Origin of the sequence: Rhizobium sp. BE258 (genome assembly GCF_031457345.1) — a bacterium.
Taxonomy (GTDB): Bacteria; Pseudomonadota; Alphaproteobacteria; order Rhizobiales; family Rhizobiaceae; genus Rhizobium.
Genome location: NZ_JAVDWL010000008.1, coordinates 22,721 through 48,214, shown reverse-complemented (window position 1 = coordinate 48,214; position 25,494 = coordinate 22,721). Strand labels below are relative to the sequence as shown.

Sequence of the window (25,494 nt, the reverse complement as noted above, 5' to 3'; positions counted from 1 at the left end):
CGCCAGTCGTTGATTGAGAAGCGCGCGCTGCGGGCGTGGCGAAACTGGTAGACGCAAGGGACTTAAAATCCCTCGGCCTTAGGCTATGCGGGTTCGATCCCCGCCGCCCGCACCAAGCCTCTACTCCGGGTCCTTCTCATAGACGGTGACGCCATCGGGCAGCTTTACCCAGCGGTGCCTGCGGCAATCGTAGACCGATTCCTGTGGCGGCGGGAAATCCGGATCGGCGAAGGCGCCGACGGAGACCGCCACCGAGCGATGCTCCTCGCCGTCCTCCGTGTGATAGAGATTGCTGCCGCAGACCGGGCAGAAGCGGAAGAGAAATCTGGCGCCCTGGTCGCCGGTGCGAATGTAGTCGGTGGCCCGGCCGGTCACCTTATAATCGGGGCCGAAGGCTGCGAGCGCGGCGAAGACGCTGCCGGTGCGGCTCTGGCAGGCGAAGCAGTGGCAGACACCAACGCCGAGCGGTTCGCCTTCGACCACGATCTGCAGTTGGCCGCAGGTGCATTTGGCAATTCTCGTCACCATACGCGAAACTCCCAGGAACATACTCAGCGCGAAAAGCTGGCGCGGATCAAGGCGAAGTCAAACGGCGGCTATACTCAGCGATGGATCTTCCAATAGTCGGAACCGGTCCGGCGCGAGATCAATTTCAGCGTGCCGTCGGGCTGCACCACATATTTCTCGAAGACGCGATAGCCGAACTTGTCGGGGAATTCGTGATCGACCACGTGGCCGGGCGCTGCTCCATAATAGACCACCCTGTTGCCATAGGTCAGGCTGCCGCGCATTGGCTCGGGCGGCGGCATCGTGGTGTTGCAGGCCGCCAGCGGCAGCAGAAGCATCAGAAAAACAGCGGCGCGCATCGGCGAATCTCCTTTGAAATCCGTCATATAGGACGTCATGACAGGGCGTCACCGGCGATTGCACCATTTTTGCGCAGTCCGCCAGAATGCCGAAGGCTTTATCATCGCGTTCGAATGTGCTTGTATATTGTGCAGAACGGGGCGCTGGCGATTGATTGGCCGACGCAAGATGCAAGAATGACGATGCGGCGTATGTGTAGAGATTGTCTTGTGGGAGTAAGACGGTGGTATACGATTGGGATGGCGTCAGAACGAAGCGTCTGAGATTCTACAAGGCGACTGCGGCCTGTATTTTCGCAACGGCGATCGCGGCAGTGTCTTTTCTTGCCCTGACTTCACAGCTTCATAATCTGGGCTGATACGCCCAGCAAAAACGGCGCAGCCGAGGCCGCGCCGTTCCCATTGATCAGCGTCAATAGGTGTTAGGCGAGCTTGGCTGCAAGCTTTGCAACGTGAGCGCCCTGGAAGCGTGCACCTTCGAGTTCGATCTCGGAAGGCTGGCGCGAGCCGTCGCCGTTGGTGATCGTCGAAGCGCCGTAGGGCGAGCCGCCCTTAACTTCCTCAGTGCCCATCTGACCCTGGAAGGCATAGGGAAGACCGGCATAGGCCATGCCGTGGTGCAGGAAGGTCGGGACGAAGCCGAGGATCGTCGATTCCTGGCCGCCGTGCTGGGTCGCCGAGGAGGTGAACATCGAGCCGACCTTGCCGACGAGCTTGCCGCCGAACCACAGACCGCCGGTCTGGTCCCAGAAATTGCGCATCTGCGAGGCAACGGTGCCGAAGCGGGTACCGGCGCCGACGATGATCGCGTCATATTCGACGAGTTCGTCAACGGTTGCGATCTCGGCCTTCTGGTCGAGCTTGTAATAGGAAGCCTTGGCGACTTCTTCGGACACCAGTTCCGGTACGCGCTTGACGGTGACGTCGGCGCCAGCCGACTTCGCACCTTCAGCTACGGCATAGGCCATGGTTTCGATGTGGCCGTAAGCCGAGTAGTAGAGAACGAGGACTTTTGCCATTTCAAGCTCCGTCTGGGTTGATTGGGTTTGTAACCGGTGCCGGTTCTATCAGCCGCGCGTCGATGGCACAGCCCGCCTAAACAGAACTCAGTGTTCACTGTATGAAGACGCAAAAGTGCTTGCTGTCTTATTTTTGTGATTTTCGAACAGTTTTTCCGCCGCATTTGCAAGCGGCGCAATCGGCGCTACCTATAGCGGACGATTTTCATTCCGGACTGTTTCCATGACCAATCAGACCATCGTGACTGCCGCCATGCTCGCCATCGGCGACGAACTGCTTTCGGGCCGTACCAAGGACAAGAATATCGGCTATCTCGCCGATTTGCTGACGCTCTCGGGCATCGATCTCAAGGAAGTCCGCATCGTCGCCGACGAGGAGGACTCAATCGTCGAGGCGCTGAATGCGCTGCGCGGCCGCTACGACTATGTCTTCACCTCCGGCGGCATCGGCCCGACCCACGACGACATCACGGCGGATGCGATTTCCAAAGCGTTCGGCGTGCCCTGCGAACACGATGCGAAGGCGATGTCACTGCTCGCAGACATGTACAAGCGCCGCGAGATGGAGTTCACCGAAGCCCGCCAGCGGATGGCGCGAATGCCGCGGGGTGCTGCCCATATCGACAATCCGGTCTCGACGGCACCGGGTTTCATCATCGGCAATGTCCATGTGATGGCCGGCGTGCCGCAGGTCTTCCAGGCGATGATCGGCAATGTGCTGCCGACGCTGAAGACTGGCACCAAGGTGTTGTCGCTGGCGATCGCCTGCCCCTATGGCGAGGGTGATATCGGTACGCCGCTGGCGGCGATCCAGAAGGCGCATCCGGAGACCAGCATCGGCTCCTATCCGCGCTATGTCGGCCAGAAATTCTCGACCGAGATCGTCGTGCGCGGCCGCTCGCAGGACGTCATCGACGCCGCCGGCAAGGAGGTCGAAGCGATGATCGAGGATATCCGCAAGGCCAAGGCGATTGGCGAGAACCAGTCCGCCGAAGCTTGAGACACGCGGCCTTTTGCCGCCAAGCCTTTGATCTCAGTCAAGGAACCGGAGCACCATCGAAAGCATTCTTTAGACGCGGAAGTTCATTTCAGCCGCCCAAGGAGAATTGATATGTCCTACAAAACCATACTGGCCATTCTCGATACTGCCGATAACAGCGCAACCGTGGCAGATTTCGCGTTTTCGATTGCAGCGGCAAACAATGCCCATGTGATCGGGCTGCACGCCGAGACGCTGTCTGCGGTTCCGCTGGTTGCGCCGATGGAGATCCCGGATCCGGTTGCCGTTCAGGCGCTGCAGGACATGGCGCATTCCGAAACGCTCGAGGTCGAGCGCATCTTCCGGCAGAAGGCGGAGGCGAGCGGCGTGCCCTTCGAATGGCGAAGCTTTGCAACCGCGACCGGCTACGGCTCGGCGCCGCTGATCGAAACCGCCCGCAGTGCCGACCTGCTGATTGCCTCGCAGGCCGACCCCGCCAAGCCTTCCGACAGCCATGTCGATGTCGACAGCTTCCTGTTCGAGAGCGGACGTCCGGTGCTGATGATACCCTATATCCTGCGCACGCCGAAGCCGATCAAGCGGGTGCTGGTTGCCTGGAACAGCTCTAAGGAAGCGGCGCGCGCCACGCTGGATGCCCTGCCGATCCTCAAAGCCGCAGACGAAGTCGAGGTGTTCTCGGTCGATCCGGTCGATACGGCGACGCAGAGTGCCGGCATGGCGGGAGCCGACATTGCCGCAAATCTGGCCCGCCATGGCGTCAAGGTCAGCCTCGCCACTGCCGAGAGCGCCAACAAGAGCGCATCCTCGGTCATCGAGAACCGGCTTTCCGACAACAGCGTCGATCTGCTGGTCATGGGCGCCTATACCCATTCGCGGCTGTGGCAGCTGATTTTCGGCGGCACCACCAAGTCGCTGCTGCAGTCGATGACGGCGCTAACGCTGCTCTCCCGTTGATGACATCTGGGCGGGACTTGCGTTTTGACCGCAAATCCCGCTATTTCAGGCGACCGGTGACGGGTTCCGGCACTTTTCGCGCAGCCCCGGCTGCGCGATTTGCGTTTGTGTCAGCCCCAGGTCGCCGGCGGTCTTTCTTTCATGCCGCGGAGCAGCCCCATGTCCCTTCCCGATAAAGCCTTTCCCGTTTCCTGGGATCAGTTCCACCGCGACGCCCGTGCTCTGGCCTGGCGCATCGCCGGGCTGAAGAAGGAATTCACCGGCATCGTCTGCATCACCCGCGGCGGGCTGGTTCCGGCAGCGATCATCTGCCGCGAACTGAACATCCGGCTGATCGAAACGGTCTGCGTCGCCTCCTACCACGACTACGTCAACCAGGGCGAAATGGTCGTGCTGAAGGGGATCGCACCGGAACTGCAGCAGAATGGCGGCGAAGGCATTCTCGTCGTCGACGATCTGACCGACACCGGCAAGACCGCCGCCCAGGTGCGCCGCATGCTGCCGAAGGCGCATTTTGCTTGCGTCTATGCCAAGCCGCAGGGCGTGCCGACGATCGATACGTTCGTCACCGAGGTCAGCCAGGATACGTGGATCTATTTCCCGTGGGATATGGGCTTCACCTATCAGGAACCGATTGCAAAAGGCCCCAAATAAACCTAAAGACGATATTTCCGACCGGCGCAGCTGGTGCGGGTATTGATTGTTATCTTAGTAATATTGCGAACGTATAGTGGGTGCTCGGCAAGGGCATCCACAGATTACCGGCACAAGGGCGCGCCGGCAAATCTGCCCCTGCCACAGATATATACCGGCAACGGCGTGCCTCTGGGCGCGCAGCAAGGAAGGGTAATGCGGTACCGGGGTTGGGTTATTGCGGTCGTGGCTTCAGGGCTTTCGATCCTGCCAACTGCTGTCTTTTCCCCTGCCCTTGCAGAACCTGCCTATATCTCGGTCGTCCGGGAATATGTCGATAAAGTCGTGCGGCCGATGGTCAAGGATCCTGTTGTCATGAAGGCTATCAAGGACCAGAACATCAAATTCGGCGATGTCAGCAAAACCGACATCCAGGTACTCGACTCCACCTACCGTGCCGAGATCGAGACCGGTCAGTACCAGATGCTGACCAATCTCTCGGCGAAACCGGTCTCGCGATATCTCAAGGCCGAACAGGACAATTCGCAGGGCATCATCATTGAATTCTTTGTGACCGATAAAAACGGACTGAATGTCGGCGAGAGCCGTCCGACCGTGGATTACTGGCAGGGCGACGAAAATAAATATCTGAGAACCTTCGCCAGCGATTCGGATGAGATCTTCATCGACCGCGCCGAACGCGACGATGTCACGCAAATCCTTGAAACACAGGCAAGTTTCACGATCCGCGACGAGAATGGCGCAGCGATCGGCATCGCCACCGTAACGATCGCGTTGGACGCGATCTGAGCGTTCTTCGCATTCCGAATCGCAATGCCGATTTGGGGCGCAATAGCCATCGCAAGATTTGGAAATTCGTGTTTTTTTGATGACACCGGTATCATTGGCGGCTCAAGCCGCTGCAAGCCCTTGAAAAACAAGGCCTCCGGGCTTTTCCCCACTGTCCACAGCCCCATCCACAATATCTTGTGGTGAACGCTTCGTTAAAAACCACCCCTTGACGGAATCGCCTGTTTCAAACTTAATAGGCTTCGATGTTGCGGCGGCAGCTGGACCGGAAGTAACGAGGCCGGTTCTCTTCAAAAAACGAGCGTAGAATCAGGGTGTTGTATCCATCGCGGGTGTGCACTTCGACGGCTTTTGCGCGCGATTTTTTGGCTCCAAAAAACAACATCCGGGGCTGGCGAAAATAAGCTGTTAATACTATATTTAGTGCTAGCAGCCATCATCACCACAAGATACAGGAAGGACATCTCCGGATGACACCCCTGTCACGATACGGATACGAGAACTGGCTGCGCTCTTTACGGCGCTGCCGGATGAGGAAACTTGCGCCTTGGTCATCGGGGACGGGGCGCGCAATCTAGAGGTTAGGCAACATGCGCATCGAACGGCGTTTTACGAAGGCAGATCAGGGCGCCTATACGGAGATCGAATTCCGCAAGGCGACCAGCGAGATCAAGAACCCTGACGGTTCGATCGTCTTCCGCCTCGAGAACATCGATGTTCCCGCGCAGTTTTCGCAGGTTGCCGCCGACATTCTGGCGCAGAAGTATTTTCGCAAGGCCGGCGTACCCGCCAAGCTGAAGAAGGTTGAGGAAAACGACGTTCCTTCCTTCCTGTGGCGCTCGGTTGCCGATGAAGCGGCGCTGAAGGATCTGCCGAAGGATCAGCAATACGGCTCCGAGACCGACGCCCGTCAGGTCTTCGACCGCCTCGCCGGCACCTGGACCTACTGGGGCTGGAAAGGCGGCTATTTCTCGTCCGAGGAAGATGCCTCTGCTTTCCGCGACGAACTTGCCTACATGCTTGCCACACAGCGCGTTGCCCCGAACTCGCCGCAGTGGTTCAACACCGGCATGCATTGGGCCTATGGCATCGATGGCCCCGGCCAGGGCCACTATTATGTCGATCCGTTCACCGGCAAGCTGACCAAGTCCAAGTCGGCTTACGAACATCCGCAGCCGCATGCCTGCTTCATCCAGTCGGTTGAAGACGATCTCGTCAACGAAGGCGGCATCATGGACCTCTGGGTCCGCGAAGCCCGTCTCTTCAAGTACGGTTCCGGCACCGGTTCCAACTTCTCCTACCTGCGCGGCGAAGGCGAACGCCTTTCCGGCGGCGGCCGCTCCTCCGGCCTGATGAGCTTCCTGAAGATCGGCGACCGGGCTGCCGGCGCCATCAAGTCCGGCGGCACGACCCGCCGTGCGGCCAAGATGGTGGTCGTCGATATCGACCATCCGGATATCGAGGAATACATCAACTGGAAGGTCAAGGAAGAGCAGAAGGTTGCCGCGCTCGTCACCGGTTCCAAGGTTGTCGCCAAGCATCTGAAGGCGATCATGAAGGCCTGCGTCAATTGCGACGGTGGCGATGACGGCGATTGCTTCGACGCCAACAAGAACCCAGCCCTGAAGCGCGAAATCCGCGCTGCCAAGAAGGACCAGGTTCCGGAAAACTATATCGGCCGCGTCATCCAGTTCGCCCGGCAGGGCTACAAGGACCTCGAGTTCAAGACCTATGACACCGACTGGGATTCGGAAGCCTATCTGACGGTTTCGGGCCAGAACTCCAACAACTCGGTCTCGATCAAGGACGACTTCCTGCGCGCTGTCGAGAACGACGGTGACTGGAACCTGACCGCCCGCAAGGACGGCAAGGTCATGAAGACGCTGAAGGCCCGCGACCTCTGGGAGTCGATCTCCTACGCCGCATGGGCATCGGCCGATCCGGGCCTGCATTTCAACACGACGATGAACGACTGGCACACCAGCCCGGCGGCCGGCCCGATCCGTGCTTCCAACCCGTGCTCGGAATACATGTTCCTCGACGACACGGCCTGCAACCTTGCTTCGCTCAACCTGCTGCAGTTCAAGGACGCGGCAACCAAGCGCATCGATATTGCGGATTACGAGCATGCCGTCCGTCTTTGGACCGTCGTTCTCGAAGTCTCCGTGATGATGGCGCAGTTCCCGTCGAAGCAGATTGCCGAGCGCTCCTACGAATACCGCACGATCGGCCTCGGCTACGCCAATATCGGCGGCCTGCTGATGTCGTCGGGCATTCCCTACGACTCCGACGAAGCCCGTGCCATCGCTGGCTCGCTGACGGCGATCATGACCGGCATTTCCTATGCCACGTCGGCCGAAATCTCCGCTGAACTCGGTCCGTTCCCGATGTTCAAGCCGAACCGCGAAGCCATGCTGCGCGTCATCCGCAACCATCGCCGCGCCGCCCATGGCGAGACGTCCGGCTACGAGGGTCTGTCGATCAACCCGGTCGCCCTGATCCACTCCGAAAATCCGGATCAGGATCTGGCCGCACACGCCAAGAGCGCCTGGGACAAGGCACTCGAGCTCGGCGAAAAGCATGGCTACCGCAACGCTCAGGCAACCGTTATCGCGCCGACCGGCACGATCGGCCTGGTCATGGATTGCGACACGACCGGTATCGAGCCTGATTTCGCACTGGTGAAGTTCAAGAAGCTCGCCGGCGGCGGCTACTTCAAGATCATCAACCGCGCCGTTCCGGAAGCGCTGCGCACGCTCGGCTACTCCGAAAGCCAGATCGCCGAGATCGAAGCTTACGCAGTCGGCCACGGCAACCTGAACCGGGCACCGGCCATCAACCCCGGCTCGCTGAAGGCCAAGGGCTTCACCGACGAGAAGATCGAAGCGGTCAACGGCGCGCTCAAGCAGGCCTTCGACATCAAGTTCGTCTTCAATCAGTGGACGCTCGGCACCGATTTCCTCAAGGGCACGCTGAAGGTTTCCGACGAGCAGCTCGGCGACATGAGCTTCAACCTGCTCGACCATCTCGGCTTCTCGAAGAAGGACATCGAGGCGGCCAACGTTCACGTCTGCGGTGCGATGACGCTTGAGGGCGCACCGTTCCTGAAGAACGAGCACCTCGCCGTCTTCGATTGCGCCAATCCCTGCGGCAAGATCGGCAAGCGTTACCTCTCGGTCGACAGCCACATCCGCATGATGGCGGCTGCCCAGCCGTTCATCTCCGGCGCGATCTCCAAGACGATCAACATGCCGAACGATGCTACGGTCGACGATTGCAAGAGCGCCTACATGCTCTCCTGGAAGCTCGGCCTCAAGGCGAACGCCCTCTACCGTGACGGCTCCAAGCTGTCGCAGCCGCTGAACGCCTCGCTGATCGAGGACGAAAGCGACGAGGATGCGCTGGAGGATCTGCTGCAGCAGCCGGTCGCGGCTCAGGCCGTAACGATCACCGAGAAGATCATCGAGCGTGTGGTCGAACGCGTCACCCGCGAACGTGAAAAGCTGCCGAACCGCCGCCAGGGCTACACCCAGAAGGCTGCCGTCGGCGGACACAAGGTGTATCTCCGCACCGGCGAATTCGGCGACGGCCGCATCGGCGAAATCTTCATCGACATGCACAAGGAGGGCGCTGCCTTCCGTGCGATGATGAACAACTTCGCCATCGCCATCTCGCTGGGTCTCCAGTATGGCGTGCCGCTCGAAGAATATGTGGAGGCCTTCACCTTCACCAAGTTCGAACCGGCCGGCATGGTCATCGGCAACGATGCTATCAAGAACGCCACGTCGATCCTCGACTACGTGTTCCGCGAACTGGCCGTCTCCTATCTCGGCCGCCATGACCTCGCGCATGTCGATACGTCCGACTTCTCGAACACGGCTCTCGGCAAGGGTATCCAGGAAGGCAAGACGAACCTCGTCTCGACCGGCTGGACCCGCGGCTACAAGCCGACGCTGGTTTCGAACGGCGAACGCCAGGCTGCCGGCGAACCGAAGGGTTCGGCGACCGCTGCTCCCGCCCGTGCCTCCTCGACCGCGACTGTTACCTCCTTCGCCGGCGCTGCCGCCCGCAAGCTGGAACCAACGGTTGCCATCTCCACCTCCGAAATCGTCGCCTTCAAGCGCGATTACGAGGAGCGCGCCAAGGAACTGGCCGAAGAGATCGCCGAGGAAGTGATCGAGGAGATCGCCACCGAAAGCCAGCAGCAGGCAACCGCCCTCTTCTCCGACAAGGCCGCCGCCGACGCTGCGACCGCCAAGACGGAAGCCAAGAAGGTCGAAGCCGAACGCCGCGCCCGCTCCATCATGCAGGGCTACACGGGCAACATGTGCTCCGAGTGCCAGAACTTCACGATGGTGCGGAATGGCACGTGCGAGAAGTGCGATACCTGCGGCGCGACAAGCGGTTGCAGTTGATTTCTGAGCGCTTTTGCTTTGCTGAAAAAATAAGTGCCAGCCGGAAATCCGGCTGGTTTTTTCTTTTGTGCAGCCAGCAAGTTTGATGCAATGAAATGCAATTATAAGTTAAGCATCCCACAGTTTCATTTACAATTTATCGGTCAACGCTCTTGATGAAAATTCTACGCGCTTTTCGTGCCCGCCACCCTGTATGCGCGGCCATTATCGGCTTTCTGTTCGGGCCGGATGTCGTAATGGCCTATCTCGGTCGCGGCTGGTTGGCTGTTGTCTATTTCATCGCCGGGCTTGCAATCAGTTCAGGACAGATTCTGTTCTTCGCAAAATATGCCATCCCCGGAGCCTACGGATACATCGCCGCTCTCGCATGGAGAGTGATCGGGGCTTTTCATGGCCGTCTCGCTGCGCGTAAGCTTGGACAGCATACCGCCTTTCCATGGTATTCGCATTGGTACAGCTTGCTTTTGATCTTTGCTGGCCTCTCTCTGACCTTGGCGGTTTTGGTGAGGAGCCTGGTCTTTCAGGCATTCACAATTCCGGCCAGCGCCATGATGCCGACAGTGCAGAGTGGCGATTATCTTATCGTTGCGAAATACCCCTATGGTTACGGCCGCTACTCATTTCCCTACGATATGGGTCCGCGTACACCGATATTCGCGCGCAGTCCGGAACGGGGCGACGTCGTGATACTGCGGTTTCCGCCTGATCCGACGATTGACTACGTCAAGCGAGTCGTTGGCCTGCCGGGGGATCGAGTGCAGATGAGGTCCGGCATCCTCTACCTGAATGGAATGGCCGTACCACGCGAGCCGGCTGGCGAATTCAGCTATCAAGGGAAAGCCGCGCCGGCTTTCAAAGAGACCCTGAATGGGCGCAGCTACGAGGTCATCGAGATGACAGACTCTGCACGTGGTGACGATACGTCCGAATTCACCGTTCCGGACGGCCACTATTTCGTTCTCGGCGACAACCGGGATAATAGTCTCGACAGCCGGTTCGACGTAGGATTTGTCCCCGCTGAGAACATCTATGCCAAAGCGGTCGTTGTGCTCTTCAATTCCGAAGATCCGGCGCGACGCATGGTATGGGTAAAATAAGGCCTGCTGAACCTTGGCCGCCTGTTGCGCGATACAAATTTTGCTTCGAGCGGCGATCTTCTGCTTCTGTGGCAAGCCGGTCGGGTTCGACCACATAGTCGAGCGGCCAATCTCCAAGAATACGCGTGATCGAGCGATCGTTCTTGATCCATCCGCCCACTCATGCGCATAGGCAAAACCGCCATTCTGGAATATCTTGCCCGGACCAGCGAAGGAGGATCGCGCAATGACCTTCATTCATACGCCCCATGCATCCGAGAACGACAAGACCGCGTCGATGTACGCCTCGGCGGAGGCGAGTTACGGTTATCTGCCGAACATGTACCGCGCCTTCGGGCACCGGCCGGAGGTGATGGAGCATTGGGGGGCGCTGTTGTCCAGTATTCGCAGCCATATGACGCTGAGGCGCTATGAGCTGGTGACGCTGGCTGCTGCGCGGGAGCTCAAATCGTCCTATTGCATGCTGGCCCATGGTTCCGTGCTGCTGCGCGAGGGTTTTACCAATGACGGGCTGGCGGCGACAGCGGGTGGGGCCGAGAAGGCACCGGTCGATGCGGCCGAGCGGGCGATCATGGAATTTGCCGCCAAGGTGGTGCGCGATGCCACGACCGTCACCCAGCAGGATGTCGATGCCCTGAAGAAGCATGGGCTTTCGGACGCGGAGATCTTCGACATCACGGCGGCTGCTGCGGTGCGCTGCTTCTTCTCCAAGATGCTCGACGCGCTTGGTGCCGCGCCAGACCACGTCTATGCCGAGCGGCTGGATCCCAATCTGCGCAAGTCGCTTGCCATCGGACGGCCGATCGACGGGCTCGTCTGAGGCTGCAATCGCTACCCTCTTTTTCACCATCCAGCGGCTGTAGCCAATTCGTGGAGCGAGCGGCTCTTCTCGCTTAGGTTTTCCCGATCAAGCAACACTGACGGGAGGAAAAGATGGCGAGCTGCAAGGAAGCAAACGTCGACACCTGGGAGATCTATCAAAGCAACGGCTGGCGCTGGCGGCGAACCGCGCGCAACGGCGACATCGTGGGTGCGTCGACTGAAGCCTATGTCAATAAAAGCGATTGCATCGACAATGCGCGGCGCAACGGGATGACCTGCAATCCGGTGTGAGCGCCCACGCTCATTTTAACCCCGCACTTGCCACCTGGATCCAATGCGCCGGGGGGGGGCGGCATCGATTTGGCGGACCAAAGCCATTCACCGCGCGGGTGCGCGGTGAATGGCCCCTGTCGTCAGCAAGCAGATCGGTATCGCCCGACGCTGGCCTCAACCATTGCACTGGCTAGCCGGTCTTATCGGCCGCGCCGCCTCGCCAGCGCAATCACTACAGCACCGGCGGCAGCCACCAGCGCACCCCAATAGATCCACGGCGTTTGGTCGATCATGAAGCTCTCGGCGGGATAAGGGAAATAGCCGCTGCCCTGCCCGATCCAAACGAGGCCGACCAGCACCAGGAGCGTGCCAAGCACATAGGCTGCCTTAACCATCATCGGTCTCCTTGAGGATCATTGCTGCGGGGTGTCAGCAAAGTGGCGCATGGCGAATTCGGCGACGCGCTGGTTGGAACTATCGGCATCGGCAAGCAGATGCGGGAAGAGCTGCCAGCCGTGGATCAGGCCCGGCCAGACCTCCAGCGTCACCTCGACACCTGCTGCTTTCGCCTTGTCGGCAAGCCGCAGGGTGTCGTCGAGCAGCGCTTCGCTGTCCGAGACCTGCAGGAAGAGCGGCGGCAGGCCGGAAAGATCGGCAAAGAGCGGTGAAACATCTGGGTTGTCAGGCGCCGTCGCGCCGAGATAGGGCTTGGCCAGCGCCTCGATCCCAGTCTTGGTGATGACCGGATCGGTGGCGGCATTCGATGTCATCGAGGCGCCGCTGGCCGAAAGATCGGTCACCGGGCTGAGCGCAATGACGGCGGCGGGCAGCTGGCGGCCGGCCTTTTTCTGGCGCAGAACGGCCTCGATCGCCAGATTGGCGCCGGTGCCATCGCCGGCAAGGATGATGTTGCCGCTCTCATAGCCGTTCTCCAGCATCCAGCGATAGGCAGTCCTGATATCGTCGATCTGTGCGGGATAGCGGCCCTCGGGGACCAGCCGGTAGTCGATCACCAGCACATCCGAGGAGGCAGCCTTGGCGAGAGATCCGGCCAGGAGCCGGTGGGTGCGCGGCGAACCGCCGTGGAAGCCACCGCCATGCACATAGAGGATGCCGCGGCGGCCGAGCGGGTGGTGAAGACGGGCAGGCCAGATGAGGTCAGCCTCGACGCCATCGGCATCCATGTGACGGATCTGCACGCGCGCGGGCTCCGGATTACCAGCCATGAAACTACGGAAGGCCGCGGCGCGTTTTTCCGGGGTGGCAGCATCGGCGAAATGCTCTTTCCAGCGCCCGGCCAATTCCTCGACCTGCTGTTTCGATTGCGCGCTCTGCGGCGGAATGTCGGCGGCGCCGGCATCCGCCGCAACCAGCAAGCCCGGCAGCAATGCCAATGCAAACCCGGCCGCCCTCACGCCAGCAGCTGCAGACAATAACCGGTCACGCATTCATCCCTCCGAAACCAAACGGCCGCCCTGCCCGATCATCGAACAGGACGGCCGCAGAAGTCAAAGGCTTGCTGCGTCTTCCGCTCAGTCTTTCGGAAAATCAGCGCCGATGCTGGTTTCCTTCCAGGCTTCGACGAGCGCCAGACGCTCGGCAAGCTTCTTGGTGACCGCCTCGTAGCCGAAGGCGCCGAGCACGAGATGACGAGGTGCCTTCTCGACTTGCGTGATCTTGATCATCGCTTCGGCAGCGCGCACCGGATCGCCCGGCTGCTGGCCGCTATAGCCCGCCGTCTGCTTCATCCGGCCGGCAGCGGTCTCGGCATAGTCGCTAATCTTGCTCTCGGTCTGGCGCAGCGAACGGCCGGCCCAATCCGTGCGGAACGGTCCGGGCTCGACGCAGGTGACCTGGATGCCGAGTGCGGCCGTCTCGGCAGCGAGCGAATCCGAGAAGCCTTCGACGGCATGCTTGCTGGCCGAATAATAGCCCGAGGCCGGGAAGCCGATGAAGCCGGCAACCGAGGTGATGTTGATGATGTGGCCGCGGCGGCGGGTGCGCATGCCGGGAAGCACGGCGCGGGTCATGGCGAAGAGACCGAAAACATTGGCCTCGAACTGATCGCGGATTTCCTGGTCGTCGCCTTCCTCGATCGAGGACTGGTAGCCGTAGCCGGCATTGTTGACAAGAACATCGATGCGGCCGAAGCGCTCCTCGGCGGCCTTCACGGCAGAAGCAATCTGTCCCTGGCCGGTGACGTCGAGCGCGACGGCGAGCGCATTGTCATGGCCTTCGGCGAGATCCGCGACGCGGGCCTTTTCGCGGGCGGTGACGATGGTCGGCCAGCCGCGGGCGATGGTGAGTTTGGCCAGCTCGCGGCCAAAGCCTGTCGAGCAGCCGGTGATGAACCAGACGGGGGCGTTGTCTTGGGACATGATCTATTCCTGATCTTTGGGAAGTGCCTCTGGGAGGCTGGAGGTAACAGGATTGATGTAGGGCAAAACGGCGAAATTTCCAGATTACTCCGCCTTCATCGCCTCGATCAGCGCCCGGAAGCCGGCCGACATGTGGCGGCGGCTGGGATAGTAGAGATAGAGCGGCTCCTCCGGCTGGCACCAGTCGTCGAGCACCTTGATCAGACGCCCGGCGGCGACATGCTCGGCGACGCGGTTTTCCCAGACATAGGCGAGAGCAACGCCGCCGAGGGCCGCTTGCGTCATCAGCTCGTGATCATCGAGCGACAGCGGTCCGTTCGGGTTGAAGGTGACCGGCTGCCCGTCGCGTTCGAAATCCCAAGGATAGCGCAGGCCGGAGGGATACATATTCTGGATACAGAGATGGCGCTTCAGATCATGCGGCGTCAACGGCTTGGGACGGTGCGCGAAATAGGCGGGCGAGCCGACGACGGCGAGACGCAGGCGCGGGCGGATGCGCAGCGCGATCATCCCCTCCGTGACGCGCTCACCGAAGCGGATGCCGGCATCGAAGCCTTCCTCGACGATATCGACCAGCCGGTCGGTGGCGCTGATCTCCAGCTGCAGATTGGGGTTCTTCGACAGGAGCGGTCCGATGATATGGCCGATGACGAATGGGGCGATAGAATTGGCGACATTGAGGCGCACCTTGCCGAAGGGCGTGTCGCGAAACTGGTTCAGCGCATCGAGCGCCGAGGCGATCTCACCGAAGGCGGGATCGAGATGTGATTTCAGGAGTTCGCCCGCCTGGGTCAGCGAGACGCTGCGGGTGGTGCGGTTGAGCAGCCGGATGCCGATCCGCTCTTCGAGATTGAGCACCGCATGGCTGATCGCCGAAGCTGTGACACCCCTTTCCTCGCCTGCCTTGCGGAAGCTGAGATGCCGGGCGACAGCCGCAAAGGCCGCCATTTCGGAGAGATCGGTCGCACGCATTGATGAATCTCACTCAACATAATTCGTAGAATAACAAATCTTATGCATGAGCCGCTTTCAGGTCAAATTCTCCTCACCGGCACAGAGAAACCGGCACTCACAACGAAGAGAGATCTGAAAGGAACGTGTCATGAAAGTCTGGTTCATCACTGGTGCATCCCGCGGCTTTGGCGCGCTGATGACCAAGGAAGCGCTTGCCGCAGGCGACGCCGTCGTCGCCACTGCCCGCAATCCGAAGACCGTCATCGATGCCATCGGCGACCACCCCAATCTGCTGGCTACCGCACTCGATATCACCGACGAGCGACAGGCGCAGGAAGCGGCGGCAGCGGCCGTCCAGCGCTTCGGCCGCATCGACATTCTGGTCAACAATGCAGGATACGGATTGCTCGGCGCTGTCGAGGAAGCCACCGCCGATGAGATCGAGAAGATCTATGCGACCAATGTCTTCGGCCTGTTGAAGGTCACCCGTGCGGTGCTGCCCCATATGCGCCGTCAGCGCTCGGGCCATGTCCTGAACTTCTCGTCGATCGGCGGCTATGCGGGCTATCCCGGCTGGGGCGTCTATGGCTCGACCAAGTTTGCGGTCGAAGGTCTTTCGGAATCGCTGGCGATGGAGATCGAGCCGTTCGGCATCAAGGTCACGATCGTCGAGCCCGGCTTCTTTCGCACCGATTTCTTGGCCGACAATTCGCTGTCGATCAGCCCGGCATCGATCCCCGACTATATCGGCACACCCGCCGGCAACATGCGTGACTTCGCCGCCAGTGCCAATCACGCCCAACCCGGCGATCCCGCGAAATTCGCAGCCGGCATCGTGACGCTGGTGAATGCCGAAAACCCGCCGCTGCGCATGCCCTTCGGCAGCGATACGGTGGCCAAGCTCGGCGAGAAGAATGCCTTCGTCGAGCAGGAACTTTCCATCTGGCGGGCGCTGGCCGTTTCGACCGATTTCGCCGCCTGAGGCAGGTCGCCTACACGAAAACGCCGCCCGTTTATGACGGGCGGCGTTTCTCGTCTCATCCGATATCGATTACCAACTTGCCCCTGGCCTGGCGCTCCTCGATCAGCCGATGAGCATCGGCGGTTTCATTGAGCGCAAAGCGGCGGGCGTCGAGGCGCGGGGCCAGCTGTCCGGCTTCGGCAAGCCTGGTTGCCTCCTGCATGATCTCGCCGTGGTGCTCGCGTCCTTCGCCAGTCAGGAGCGGCAGCAGCGTGAAGACGCCGGAATAGGTGGCCGCCTTGAAGGAGAGTGGGGCCAGCGCATGCGTGCCCCAACCGAGGCTGGTCACCACATGGCCGAAACGCTTGACGGCCTTGAAGGCGGCATCGAGCCCTGCCCCGCCAACGGTGTCATAGACGATATCGAAGCCCTTGCCGCCGGTATATCTGGCCACATAGTCCTCGACGCTTTCGGTGGTGTGATCGATCGGGGTCGCACCGAGGCTGCGGATATAGTCCGCCTTGGCGGCACCATCGGCAGCGTAGACGTCAGCGCCGAATGCCTTGGCGATCTGCACCGCGACATGACCGACGCCGCCTGCACCGCCGAGAACCAATACCGTCTGGCCGGACTTCACGGCAGCGCGGTCGACCAGCCCTTCCCAGGCGGTGATGAAGACCAGTGGCAAGGCGGCGGCTTCGCGCATCGTCAGGTTAGCGGGCTTGATCGCCAGCAGGCGGGCATCGACGGCGGCGAACTCCGCCAGCGAGCCCTGCACGCCGCCGACACCGCCGGTCATGCCATAGACTTCGTCGCCCGGGCGGAAGCCGGAAACGCCCTTGCCAATCTCCTCGACAATACCGGCGAGATCGATGCCGAGAATGGCAGGCAGCGGCTGGCGGGCATGCTCTGCGGCACCTGCGCGGATCTTGGTGTCGAGCGGATTGACGCCGCTCGCCTTGATGCGCACCAGCACTTCGCCTGCACCCGGTTTCGGGCGGGCGATCTCGGCCAGGCGGAACGGTGCATTGTGGTTTTCGAGGATCAGGGCTTTCATCGTGTTCATGTCGGTCACTCCGTTTTCGATGAGCGGATGATCCTCCCAACACGATTGAATGAAAATCAAAGATATCGCATGATCTCCATTCATTATTGAATGAGGCGATCATGGAATGGAGCGACGTCAGGATCTTTCTCGCGATTGCCCGCGAAGGCACGCTGGGTGCGGCCGCCCGCAGGCTCGGCCAGACACAACCGACCATGGGGCGGCGGCTCAAGGCGCTGGAGGCTGCGACCGGTCACATGCTGTTCCAGCGAACGGCCGACGGATTCGTGTTGACAGACGAGGGCAGCATCGTTCTGCAGCATGCGTTACGGATGGAAGAGGAAGCCGTTGCGCTGGAGCGGCAACTGCAGGGCAGCACGCGATCGCTTGAGGGAATGCTGCGGATTTCATGCTCGGACTGGTTCGGCCTTCACATGCTGACGCCTGTCTTGGCGGAATTCTCGCTGGCGCATCCGAAGGTCTCGGTCGAATTGCTGACGGATGCGCGGCTACTAAACCTGTCCCGGCGCGAGGCCGATCTGGTGTTTCGCATCCGGCCATTCACCGAGCCGGAGGTGATCTCACGCAAGCTGATGCATATCGGCTATGGACTTTACGTTGCGAAAGGCACCCCTCACCCAACGGCAGGCGACGGCAGCGGCTTTGCCATCGTCACCATGGACGAGGCCTTTGCCGAGATGCCCGATGTGCATTGGGTGACCCGCATGTTCCCGAAGGCGACGATCACCATGCGGAGCAACAATCGCGATGTGCAGGCAGCGCTCTGCGCCCGCGGCGCTGGAATGGCCGTTCTGCCGCGGCCGCTCGGCGACAATTTTGAAGGCCTGGAACGCGTCGAAGTGCCCGAAGCGCCGCCGGGGCGTGATACATTCGTCGGCTATCATCGCGATCTGAAGCGACTGCCGAGGCTGAGGGCCTTCATGGATGTGGTGATCAGCCGGTTGGCGTCAACCGGCTGATCACCGAGCGGCGACTTACTGCAGCGTACGGATCGGAACCTGCTGCACAGCGTGGCCCGGAGCTGCTGGCGCGCCATTGCCATCGAGGCCGGTTGCGACAACTGCGACACGGAACTTGCCGTCGAGATTGCGGTCGAAGATCGCGCCCACGACGATGTCGGCATCGTCCTGAACTTCGTCGCGGATGCGGCTTGCCGCTTCATCGACTTCGAACAGCGTCATGTCGGAACCGCCGGAGATCGAGATCAGTACGCCCTTGGCGCCCTTCATCGAGATGTCGTCAAGCAGCGGGTTGGCAATGGCGGCTTCTGCAGCCTTCATGGCACGGCCTTCGCCTGCCGCTTCGCCTGTGCCCATCATCGCCCGGCCCATGCCGCGCATGACCGACTTGACGTCAGCGAAGTCGAGATTGATCAGGCCTTCCTTGACGATCAGATCGGTGATGCAGCCGACGCCGGCGTAGAGAACGCGGTCGGCGGTCATGAAGGCATCGGCAAAAGTCGTCTTGGCATCGGCAATGCGGAACAGGTTCTGGTTCGGGATAACGATGACGGTGTCGGCCGCCTGGCGCAGTGCCTCGATGCCGACATCGGCCGTGCGCATACGGCGGTTACCTTCGAAGGTGAAGGGCTTGGTGACAACGCCGACGGTCAGGATGCCTGCCTGGCGTGCCGCGTGGGCGATGACGGGTGCTGCACCCGTGCCGGTGCCGCCGCCCATGCCGGCGGTGACGAAGCACATGTGGGAACCAGCCAGATGATCCATGATCTCGTCGATCGATTCCTCGGCGGCCGCATGGCCGACCTCAGGCAGCGAGCCCGCGCCAAGGCCTTCAGTGACATGCGCACCAAGCTGGATGCGGCGCGATGCCTTGGAGGTCGCGAGCACCTGGGCATCGGTATTGGCGGCGATGAAATCGACACCCTCAAGATTTTCTGCAATCATGTTGTTGATCGCATTGCCGCCACCGCCGCCGACGCCGATGACAGTGATACGCGGCCGCAGTCCCGAAATGCCGCTCTTGGCGTCGCTCATCGTACTCTCCTTTGATGCCTCACTCATGCCCCGCCCTCGTTGCGGAACAGCGAATCGAGTGTAAGGCTAAAGGCGCAAGAAGGCAGAGGCGGGGCGAAAGAACAAGATGCAGCCGCTCCGAAAGAAAATTCGGAACCTTTTTCACCGCTGCGCATTATGACGGATTCATGTCATCTTCATCATCATCATTGCCAACGGAGAGGAGTACCGCTGAGATGCCTAGCATTGCCGCACGCCAGACCGTCGCCCCACCCCACGAGCATACGCTGACCGTTCAGGAAGCACTGGAGCCGCTGTTCCTGGCGCTTGAGCAGGAAGTCGAGATCAAGATGGTGGCTGCTGCGTTGCGCGCCGGCTGGTCGGCCGAGGATGCTGTCGCAGCAATCGATGAGCTGCGCCGCACCGAACTCGTCGATGGCGCAACTGCGCACTAATTTGGGCGCTCGTGAAAAATTGTCATTCGCCATCGCCTGCGAATGACCTAAGTCTAACGCGACGATCACATCTTCGCGGAGACCTTCCCCAATGTCCTTCAAATCGATCTGCGTTTACGGCGCCGGTGCGCTTGGCGGCGCCATCGCGGCCAAGCTGGCATCCGCGGATAGCGGCGTCACCGTTTCGGCGGTGGCGCGTGGCGCACATCTCAAAAGCATCCGCAAAAACGGCTTGCGGCTGTTCGAGGCCGGCAGCGAAACACCGATTACGGTGCAGATCACTGCAACGGACGATCCCTCCACCCTGCCGCCGCAGGATCTGATCATTACCGGCCTCAAGGGGCATCAGCTCGGCGATGCCGCCGAAGGGATCGCCACGCTCCTCAAGCAGGGAACGCGGGTGATGATGATCCTCAACGGCATTCCCTGGTGGTACTTCCACCGCGACAGCCAGAGCCCGCATGCCGAACTGCAGTTCGAGGAACTCGACCCGGCCGGACGGCTGTGGCGGCTGATCGGCCCGGAGCGCGTCATCGGCTGCGTGGCGATGCAGGGCGCCGAGGTCGTCAGGCCGGGCGAAATCCAGCTGTCGAACAATGGCCGCTATATCCTCGGCGAACCCTCCGGCGAAATGAGCGCCGATCTCGAGGGTATCAAGAGCCTGCTGACGGGCGCCGGGCTGAATATCTCCACCACCCCACGCATCCGCGACGATATCTGGAACAAGCTGACCGGCAACGCCGCCTTCAATCCGCTGAGCGCGCTGACGCGCGCCCTGATGACCGATATCATGGCGGACCCGGCGCTCTACGACATGGTCGGCAAGATCATGAACGAGGTTCGTGCCGTCGGCAGCGCGCTGGGCGCCACATTCTCGATCACCATCGAGGAACGTCTCGAGCAATCACGGCATATCGGCGCCGTCAGAACCTCGATGCTGCAGGATTTGCTCGCCGGCAAGGCGCTGGAGATCGTGCCGCTGAGCGGCATGGTGGTGGCTCTCGGCCGCCTTGCGGCGGTTCCGACGCCGGTGTCTGAAGTGGTGCTTGCGCTGACCTCGCAGCTCGATATCGAGAACAGACGCACAATCTAGCGCGGACCTCCGATTTAGCCGCATGGCTTCTGACCTGTGCCATTTATTCTTTTCATATATGACACGCGGCTGCCCGGAATGGATTTCCTACGCCTGGCGGCCTTAACCTCTGCGGAGAATGCAGAGGTAATCCCATGCGCAACGTCATGCCTGCCAATCCGCTTCGCGACCGGCCGCGCCGAGCCGTCAAGGCCCGCGCCATGCGTGAACGGCGCACGGCCCAGGTGCTGATGCTGTTCGGCGTCATTCTTGCCTGCGTCGAACTCTACGTGATCGTCAGCTGGATCTGAGCCCTTCGATGCGACGCAATCTTTCGCTGCGCCTTTCCGGCGCCATCACCCCGCTTGTCACCCCTTTCCGCCACGGCGCGCTCGACATCAAGGCACTCGAGATGCTGGCCGAATGGCAGATCGCCAGCGGCATCGGCGCGCTTGCGGTTGGAACCGTCACCGGCGAAGGCCCGACGCTTTCGCAGGCCGAGTGCGACAAGGTTCTCTCGGCAGTGCTGCGCGTTGCCGGTGACCGCATTCCCGTTCTTGCCGCGACCGGCACCAACTGCACGGCGAAGACCATCGAGGCGACGCGACGGGCAGAAGCGCTCGGCGCCAGCGCGGCGCTGGTCACCGTCCCCTATTATTCGAAGCCGGGGCAGAAAGGCATTCTGCATCACTTTGGCGAACTGGCGGCAGTCACCAACCTGCCGCTGATCATCGTCAACGATCCCGCGCGGACGGCCTCGCCGCTTCTGCCATCGACGCTCGACGTGCTTTCTGCCGATGGCACGATCTTCGGCCTGCTCGACATCGAGGGCGATATGGCAACGCTTGCCTGCTGCAGGGACCGCCTTCATCTCTTCACCGGCAATGCCCTCGGCGCCCCGGCCTTTCTTGCCTGTGGTGGCGACGGCGTGATTGCGCCTGTCGGCAATGTGCTTCCGAAACTCGTGACCTCGCTGCAGCATGCCGCGGCTTGCGTAAACCTGCCTGCGGCGCTCACGCTTGCCGATCGCATGACGGCGCTGATCGACGCCATCGGCGGCGACCCTGCCTGTATCAAATATGCGCTGAGTGCCTATCCGGGCATTGGCGCAGACGTTCGCCTGCCGCTCGTTGCCGCCGATGATGCATCAAGAGAGGCGGTCGCCGCGGCGCTGATGCCCTTCGCCGCCACGCCGAAACGCGCATTATCCCTATGACAATCTTATACATTCGGCCACGGCGCGGAATGGAAAGGCAATCCGTCTCTCCATAGATTTGAACGGTAAGCCAGACATCTCGAAAGGACATATCGATGTCACGTCTTTCTTCCGGCGCGTCCGCCGATCCGCTTCAACGCAACACCGCGCCGGCCCGCTTCACCATCGGCAGGAACAGGCGCGGACGGTGGATCGTTGCCGACCGCGACGGGCTGGTCGGCGGCCTCTTCATCAACGAGGCCGCCGCCCTTCATTTCGCTGCCGCTGAGTGCAATCACAACCCCGCCGAGATCTACCGTGCTGCAGACGGGATCGTGACGGAACTCAGCGTCTTCGACGCGACAGAGCCCCGGCTGCATTGAGGACGCAGGCTCCCGTTGTGCCAAGACGGGAGCCTTCCCGCACAGGCTGCCAAACTTTTCTTTAACTGGCACAGACTAAGATTGCCGTCGGACAGCAGCCAGTTTTTGAGACCGATGACCAAGCCGAATTTCCGCTTCAAGCACTACGACCTTCACGAACAGCGCGCCGGAACGATCGTCGAGGTGGCGCTGAATGCGGTCAACAATGTCCGCCTGATGACGGCGCCGCAATTCCAGCGCTTCACAGAAGTTCTCGATTTCAAATATATCGGCGGCGTCGCCAAGAAATCACCGGTCAAGATGGTGATCCCCGACAGCGGCCACTGGCACCTGATCGTCGATATGGAAGGCCATCACGGGCTGGCGGAATCCGCCGTTAAGGTGATCGCGGCGCCGGGCGCTCAGAAGAAGGCTTCGTAAAGCCGCCGAGCTGTAGGTTCAGCGCGGATTGCGCTCTTTGCGGAGCTTGGACCACCATTCCAGCCGTTTGCGGATTTCGCGCTCGAAGCCGCGCTCCGGCGGATCGTAGAAGGTCTTGCGGCCCATCTTCTCCGGAAAGTAGTCCTGGCCTGAAAAGGCGTCCGGCTCATCGTGGTCGTAGCGATAGCCGTCGTTATAGCCTTCATCCTTCATCAGCTTGGTCGGCGCATTCAGGATGTGCTTCGGCGGCAGCAGCGAGCCGTTCTGCTTGGCGGCCATCGTCGCGGCCTTGAAGGCGGTATAGACGGCGTTGGATTTCGGTGCCGTGGCCAGATAGACGCAGGCCTGCGCCAGCGCCAGTTCGCCCTCTGGCGAGCCGAGGTAATCGTAGGCGTCCTTGGCAGCATTGCAGATGACCAGCGCCTGCGGATCGGCAAGGCCGATATCCTCCACGGCCATCCTCACCAGCCTTCGGCCGAGATAGAGCGGATCCTCGCCGGCATCGAACATGCGCGCCAGATAGTAGAGCGCTGCATCGGGATCGGAGCCGCGAACAGATTTGTGAAGCGCGGAAATCAGATTGTAGTGGCCGTCCTGCGCCTTGTCGTAAACCGGCGCCCGGCGCTGGACGATGCGCGTCAGTCCCTCGGTATCGAAGATTTCGCCCGGCCTTGCAGCACGCCAGACTTCCTCGGCCAGCGTCAGGATCGCCCGGCCATCGCCGTCAGCCATGCGGAGCAGGCTCGCCCGCGCGTCATCGGTCAGCGGCAGCGGCTTCTGCTCGACGGCTTCGGCGCGCGTCAGCAATTCGCTGAGGCTCTCCTCGCCATGCGACTTGAAGGTCAGGACGCGGGCACGCGACAAGAGAGCGGCGTTGAGTTCGAAGGACGGGTTTTCGGTGGTCGCACCGACGAGAATGACGGTGCCGTCTTCCATAACCGGCAGGAAGCTGTCCTGCTGCGCCCGGTTGAAGCGATGGATCTCATCGACGAAGAGCAGCGTCTGGCGTCCATCCATCCGCCGCAGCCGCGCGGTTTCGAATACCTTCTTCAGATCGGCGACACCGGAGAAGATCGCCGAAATCTGTTCGAAGGCAAGGCCAGCCTCGCCCGAGAGAAGCCGGGCCACCGTCGTCTTGCCAGTACCGGGCGGCCCCCAGAAGATCATCGACCCCAGCGATCCGCTTTCGATCATACGCCTGAGAACGCCGTCCTCACCGGTCAGATGCTCCTGACCGGCGACCTCCGACAGTGTCTGCGGCCGCAGACGATCGGCAAGAGGCCGCCGGTTGGCGACCTCGTCTGGAACGCGTGGGGCGAACAGATCATTGCTCATCGGAAGAACTGCCTGATCCGCTGGCCGTCGCGTTCGATCTCGACACGCCAGAGACCGGCATCATCAGCGGCGATCTGCGACAATTGCTCGGTCGTCTGCACCGGCGTGCCGTTGATGGCGACGATGATGTCCTTCGGCTCGAAACCGAGACGGGCGGCTGGAGAGTCTTCCTTGACCTCAGAGACAACGACGCCTGATGATTCCGTCGGCATACGCAGCTCGTCGGCGACGCGCGGCGACAGGTTTTCGACGACGGTGCCGGTAAAGGGCGTGCGGCCGCCAATGGTGCGCTGGTCGCGCGGCGAGGTTTCAGGGGCGCGATCGAGCTTCAGAGCCACTTCCTGCTCGCCGCCGTTTTCGACGACGCCAAGCTTGACGGTGTTGCCGAGGCCGGCCGTTGTCAGGCGGTAGAGAAGCGCATCGGGATGCTCGACGGGAATACCGTTGACGGCAGTGACGATCTCACCGGCTTTGAGACCGGCCTTCTGCGCCGGGCTGCCATCGGTGACCTTGACGATCAGCGCGCCACGGGCCTTGTCCAGGCCGAGCGCCTCGGCGACCTCTGACGTCACGGCATCGAAGGTGGCGCCGACATAGGGCCGCTCGAAGGATTTCACGCCGGCATCGGCCGAGGTCAGGAAGACCTTGACGAGATTGGCCGGGATAGCAAAGCCGATGCCGTTGGAACCGCCGCCGCGCGAGAAGATCGCAGTGTTGATGCCGATCAGCTCACCCTTCATGTTCATCAGCGCGCCGCCGGAATTGCCGGGGTTGATCGAGGCATCGGTCTGGATGAAGAAGCCGAACTCGTTCTTGACCACCTGGTTGCGGGCGAGCGCCGAGACGATGCCTGAGGTCACCGTCTGGCCGACGCCGAACGGATTGCCGATCGCCAGAACGAGATCGCCGACTTCGACCGCATCGGAGTTGCCGATTGGCAGCGTCGGGAAATTGGCCTTGGTCTCGATCTTCAGGACGGCGAGATCGAGGCGGTCATCGCGCAGTACCACCTTGCAGGGAAACTCGCGCCCGTCCGACAGCGCTACCTTGATGTCGTCAGCACCTTCGATGACATGGTTGTTGGTGACGACGGTGCCGTTTGCCTCGACGATGACGCCGGAGCCAAGCGAGGACTGCTTCTCGGAGCGGTTCGGCATCTGCTGGCCGAAGAACTGCTCGAAGAAGGGATCGCCGGCGAAAGGCGACTGCCGCTGAACGGTCTTCTCGGCATAGACATTGACGACGGCGCCTGACGTCTGCTTCACCAGCGGCGCGAAGGACAGCTGCATTTGCATCTGGCTCTGCGGCACGGCTTTCGCGTCCTCTGCGTGAACGCCAAGCGGCAGGAGCACGGCGAGCGCAAAGAGCGGGACAAACGAACGTTTCGACAGGCCTAGCATCGTATTTCCTTCT

At 61.3% G+C, this 25,494-nt stretch carries 27 protein-coding genes and 1 tRNA gene; 17 read left to right on the top strand and 11 right to left on the bottom strand.

Features of this window, described 5'->3' with window-relative positions; all coding sequences use genetic code 11:
- The first annotated feature begins 29 nt into the window (after positions 1–29).
- A tRNA-Leu gene (locus J2X43_RS25030) sits at positions 30–115 on the top strand.
- 5 nt (positions 116–120) lie between these two features.
- Here J2X43_RS25030 and J2X43_RS25025 read toward each other — a convergent pair.
- The 3 genes from J2X43_RS25025 to wrbA form a co-directional block, all read right to left on the bottom strand.
- A complete protein-coding gene (locus J2X43_RS25025; protein ID WP_310298851.1) occupies positions 121–528 on the bottom strand; it encodes a GFA family protein in 408 nt (135 codons plus the stop codon).
- Between the two features lie 74 nt (positions 529–602).
- A complete protein-coding gene (locus J2X43_RS25020; protein ID WP_112387926.1) occupies positions 603–866 on the bottom strand; it encodes a hypothetical protein in 264 nt (87 codons plus the stop codon).
- 422 nt (positions 867–1,288) lie between these two features.
- Complete coding sequence (gene wrbA, locus J2X43_RS25015) at positions 1,289–1,885, bottom strand: NAD(P)H:quinone oxidoreductase type IV (protein ID WP_310298848.1); 597 nt, start codon at positions 1,883–1,885, stop codon at positions 1,289–1,291.
- A gap of 223 nt (positions 1,886–2,108) precedes the next feature.
- Here wrbA and J2X43_RS25010 point away from each other — a divergent pair, with 223 nt between their 5' ends.
- The 8 genes from J2X43_RS25010 to J2X43_RS24975 all read left to right on the top strand — a co-directional run bounded on the left by J2X43_RS25010 (position 2,109) and on the right by J2X43_RS24975 (position 11,907).
- Entirely contained in the window at positions 2,109–2,885 is a 777-nt protein-coding gene (locus J2X43_RS25010; protein ID WP_310298845.1) for a competence/damage-inducible protein A, read from the top strand.
- Positions 2,886–2,996: 111 nt separating this feature from the next.
- Positions 2,997–3,839, top strand: a complete 843-nt coding sequence (locus J2X43_RS25005) for a universal stress protein (protein ID WP_310298842.1) — start codon at positions 2,997–2,999, stop codon at positions 3,837–3,839.
- A 159-nt stretch (positions 3,840–3,998) separates the two neighbouring features.
- Complete coding sequence (gene gpt / locus J2X43_RS25000) at positions 3,999–4,493, top strand: xanthine phosphoribosyltransferase (RefSeq protein WP_112387922.1); 495 nt, start codon at positions 3,999–4,001, stop codon at positions 4,491–4,493.
- Positions 4,494–4,688: 195 nt separating this feature from the next.
- On the top strand, positions 4,689–5,282 hold the full coding sequence (locus J2X43_RS24995) for a PDC sensor domain-containing protein (RefSeq protein ID WP_112387921.1): 594 nt from the start codon (positions 4,689–4,691) through the stop codon (positions 5,280–5,282).
- 590 nt (positions 5,283–5,872) lie between these two features.
- On the top strand, positions 5,873–9,697 hold the full coding sequence (locus tag J2X43_RS24990) for a vitamin B12-dependent ribonucleotide reductase (protein ID WP_310298836.1): 3,825 nt from the start codon (positions 5,873–5,875) through the stop codon (positions 9,695–9,697).
- A gap of 236 nt (positions 9,698–9,933) precedes the next feature.
- Complete coding sequence (gene lepB / locus J2X43_RS24985; RefSeq protein WP_310298833.1) at positions 9,934–10,794, top strand: signal peptidase I; 861 nt, start codon at positions 9,934–9,936, stop codon at positions 10,792–10,794.
- Between the two features lie 226 nt (positions 10,795–11,020).
- Positions 11,021–11,614 carry a carboxymuconolactone decarboxylase family protein gene (locus J2X43_RS24980; protein ID WP_310298831.1) on the top strand — a complete coding sequence of 198 codons (594 nt, stop codon included), beginning with the start codon at positions 11,021–11,023 and terminating at the stop codon, positions 11,612–11,614.
- A gap of 113 nt (positions 11,615–11,727) precedes the next feature.
- On the top strand, positions 11,728–11,907 hold the full coding sequence (locus J2X43_RS24975) for a DUF1508 domain-containing protein (RefSeq protein WP_310298828.1): 180 nt from the start codon (positions 11,728–11,730) through the stop codon (positions 11,905–11,907).
- Between the two features lie 182 nt (positions 11,908–12,089).
- On the opposite strand, the gene J2X43_RS24970 is transcribed toward J2X43_RS24975, so the two are convergent.
- The 4 genes from J2X43_RS24970 to J2X43_RS24955 form a co-directional block, all read right to left on the bottom strand.
- Positions 12,090–12,284: a hypothetical protein gene (locus J2X43_RS24970; RefSeq protein WP_310298825.1), complete on the bottom strand. Its 195-nt coding sequence runs from the start codon at positions 12,282–12,284 to the stop codon at positions 12,090–12,092.
- 18 nt (positions 12,285–12,302) lie between these two features.
- Positions 12,303–13,337 carry an alpha/beta hydrolase gene (locus J2X43_RS24965; RefSeq protein WP_405049644.1) on the bottom strand — a complete coding sequence of 345 codons (1,035 nt, stop codon included), beginning with the start codon at positions 13,335–13,337 and terminating at the stop codon, positions 12,303–12,305.
- 84 nt (positions 13,338–13,421) lie between these two features.
- Complete coding sequence (locus J2X43_RS24960) at positions 13,422–14,267, bottom strand: oxidoreductase (protein ID WP_310298822.1); 846 nt, start codon at positions 14,265–14,267, stop codon at positions 13,422–13,424.
- An 84-nt stretch (positions 14,268–14,351) separates the two neighbouring features.
- Entirely contained in the window at positions 14,352–15,239 is an 888-nt protein-coding gene (locus J2X43_RS24955; protein WP_310298819.1) for a LysR family transcriptional regulator, read from the bottom strand.
- 130 nt (positions 15,240–15,369) lie between these two features.
- Between J2X43_RS24955 and J2X43_RS24950 the strand changes: the two genes are divergently transcribed.
- Positions 15,370–16,203, top strand: a complete 834-nt coding sequence (locus tag J2X43_RS24950; RefSeq protein ID WP_310298816.1) for an oxidoreductase — start codon at positions 15,370–15,372, stop codon at positions 16,201–16,203.
- A 55-nt stretch (positions 16,204–16,258) separates the two neighbouring features.
- Here the strand turns inward: J2X43_RS24950 and J2X43_RS24945 are convergent, their stop codons facing one another.
- Entirely contained in the window at positions 16,259–17,248 is a 990-nt protein-coding gene (locus tag J2X43_RS24945; RefSeq protein ID WP_310298813.1) for a zinc-dependent alcohol dehydrogenase family protein, read from the bottom strand.
- A 101-nt stretch (positions 17,249–17,349) separates the two neighbouring features.
- Between J2X43_RS24945 and J2X43_RS24940 the strand changes: the two genes are divergently transcribed.
- Positions 17,350–18,207, top strand: a complete 858-nt coding sequence (locus J2X43_RS24940; protein ID WP_310298810.1) for a LysR family transcriptional regulator — start codon at positions 17,350–17,352, stop codon at positions 18,205–18,207.
- A 15-nt stretch (positions 18,208–18,222) separates the two neighbouring features.
- Here J2X43_RS24940 and ftsZ read toward each other — a convergent pair whose 3' ends face one another.
- Complete coding sequence (ftsZ, locus tag J2X43_RS24935) at positions 18,223–19,242, bottom strand: cell division protein FtsZ (RefSeq protein ID WP_310298806.1); 1,020 nt, start codon at positions 19,240–19,242, stop codon at positions 18,223–18,225.
- Between the two features lie 215 nt (positions 19,243–19,457).
- Between ftsZ and J2X43_RS24930 the strand changes: the two genes are divergently transcribed.
- From J2X43_RS24930 to J2X43_RS24905, 6 genes are all read left to right on the top strand, one after another.
- Positions 19,458–19,676, top strand: a complete 219-nt coding sequence (locus J2X43_RS24930) for a hypothetical protein (protein ID WP_112387910.1) — start codon at positions 19,458–19,460, stop codon at positions 19,674–19,676.
- Between the two features lie 91 nt (positions 19,677–19,767).
- Entirely contained in the window at positions 19,768–20,769 is a 1,002-nt protein-coding gene (locus J2X43_RS24925) for a 2-dehydropantoate 2-reductase (protein WP_310298804.1), read from the top strand.
- Between the two features lie 134 nt (positions 20,770–20,903).
- Positions 20,904–21,059 carry a hypothetical protein gene (locus tag J2X43_RS24920; protein WP_162698787.1) on the top strand — a complete coding sequence of 52 codons (156 nt, stop codon included), beginning with the start codon at positions 20,904–20,906 and terminating at the stop codon, positions 21,057–21,059.
- An 8-nt stretch (positions 21,060–21,067) separates the two neighbouring features.
- On the top strand, positions 21,068–21,964 hold the full coding sequence (locus tag J2X43_RS24915; RefSeq protein ID WP_310298798.1) for a dihydrodipicolinate synthase family protein: 897 nt from the start codon (positions 21,068–21,070) through the stop codon (positions 21,962–21,964).
- Positions 21,965–22,059: 95 nt separating this feature from the next.
- Positions 22,060–22,326, top strand: a complete 267-nt coding sequence (locus J2X43_RS24910) for a hypothetical protein (RefSeq protein ID WP_310298794.1) — start codon at positions 22,060–22,062, stop codon at positions 22,324–22,326.
- 114 nt (positions 22,327–22,440) lie between these two features.
- Complete coding sequence (locus J2X43_RS24905) at positions 22,441–22,746, top strand: DUF1883 domain-containing protein (RefSeq protein WP_112387906.1); 306 nt, start codon at positions 22,441–22,443, stop codon at positions 22,744–22,746.
- A gap of 18 nt (positions 22,747–22,764) precedes the next feature.
- On the opposite strand, the gene J2X43_RS24900 is transcribed toward J2X43_RS24905, so the two are convergent.
- Together J2X43_RS24900 and J2X43_RS24895 are read right to left on the bottom strand one after the other, a co-directional pair.
- Positions 22,765–24,081 (bottom strand): replication-associated recombination protein A, encoded by a 1,317-nt coding sequence (locus J2X43_RS24900; RefSeq protein ID WP_310298790.1) that lies wholly within the window; start codon positions 24,079–24,081, stop codon positions 22,765–22,767.
- A complete protein-coding gene (locus J2X43_RS24895) occupies positions 24,078–25,481 on the bottom strand; it encodes a DegQ family serine endoprotease (RefSeq protein WP_112387904.1) in 1,404 nt (467 codons plus the stop codon). The genes J2X43_RS24900 and J2X43_RS24895 overlap by 4 nt, the downstream gene beginning before the upstream one ends.
- Positions 25,482–25,494 lie beyond the last annotated feature (13 nt).